This is a genomic window from Variovorax glucosi (assembly GCF_051216695.1).
Classification (GTDB): Bacteria; Pseudomonadota; Gammaproteobacteria; order Burkholderiales; family Burkholderiaceae_C; genus Variovorax.
In genome coordinates, this window is sequence record NZ_JBPJZE010000175.1 from 1 (window position 1) to 1,267 (window position 1,267).

Annotated in this window: 2 protein-coding genes; both read right to left on the reverse strand. The window is 67.0% G+C overall.

Annotated features, from left to right (window positions below; all coding sequences use genetic code 11):
* Positions 1-573: AMIN domain-containing protein (locus ACSFA3_RS23995; protein ID WP_435507901.1), on the reverse strand; the 573-nt coding region annotated here is incomplete at its 3' end.
* A gap of 156 nt (positions 574-729) precedes the next feature.
* On the reverse strand, positions 730-1,267 hold a 538-nt coding region (locus ACSFA3_RS24000), incomplete at its 5' end, for a porin (protein WP_435507902.1).

The window sequence follows — 1,267 nt, forward strand, 5'->3', positions numbered from 1 at the left end:
CTGCTGGCGGATGTCCACGCCCACCTGGTCGTTGGGCAGCGACACGATCACGCGGCCGGCACCCTCGGTGCCCAGGCGGAAATCGACGTCGCGCAATGGCAGCACGTCGCGGTTGCGGTTCTCGGCAAACTCGAACGGCGTGGAGGCCACCAGTGCGGGGCCCGCCGCGGGTTGCAGCACCACCAGCAGCGACTTGCCGCGCAGCTCGGTCGTGTAGGCGGTCGCCTGCTTCAGGTTGAGCACGAGGCGCGAGCGCTCGCCCGCCTGCACCACGTTGACGGAGCGCAGGTTGCCCTGGCTGATGTCGATGGCTTCCCGGCCCAGGCGGCTGGTCATGCCAGGAAAGTCGAGCGCGATGCGCGCCGGCGACTGGATGGCGAAGCCGTTGGGCGCTGCGGCTAACGGTTCGGAAAAATCGACACGCAGCACTTCGCTGCCTGCCTGCACGGAGCCCGTGACTGATTCAATTCTGTTCTGCGCCTGCGCCTGCGCCGCTGCAAGCGACCCGAGGGCGACGAGCAAGAAAACGGACGCGCGCAACCAGCGCGCGAGCACGAATGACTGTTTTTTCATTTCACCTGCCTTGAAACTGCGGCTCCATCTCCTCGCTGCCCTGAGGTCCCTCCCGAGCGCAGCGATGCCCCGGCGCCGCGCAGTCCATGCTGCGCAGCGGGGGCGGGCAACGCGGCCGCTTGCTGGCCGCGCTGCCCCCTTCACGTCCTCACGTCATCAGAACGCGTGGCGGATACCGAAGTCGTAGCCGGTAGAAGAACGCGGCAGGCCCGTGTAGGCCGTGCCCGTGCTGCCATAGCCCGTGGTGCTGGCCGACACCAGGCTGCCCGTGTAGTTCACGTCGTTGCGGTTGTTCACGCGCGCCACCGTCGCATACAGCGCCGTGCGCTTGGACAGGTTGTGCACGTAGCCCACTGCGAACTTGCGTGCCATCGGGTCTTCGCCCGTGATGCCGGCCGTGCCTTCGTTGTAGCGCACTTGCGAGTACGCCACGCGGATCAGGCCTGCGCCCACCGGCACGGTCGCGCCGATCAGGTAGCCGTTGTAGGTGTCGTGCGTGTCAACCGCTGCCGCGTAGTCGAACTTGTTCTTCACGTTCGACAGCTCGCCGAACAGCTTGACGGGACCGAAGTCGTACGAAGCGCCCAGATTGATGGTCTGCACCCTGCGCTCCAGCGCGGTGGTGTCCACGACGGTGCTCTGGCCCACGGCCAGTGCCACGTCCAGGGGACCGTTGGCATAGCCGAAGCGGCCA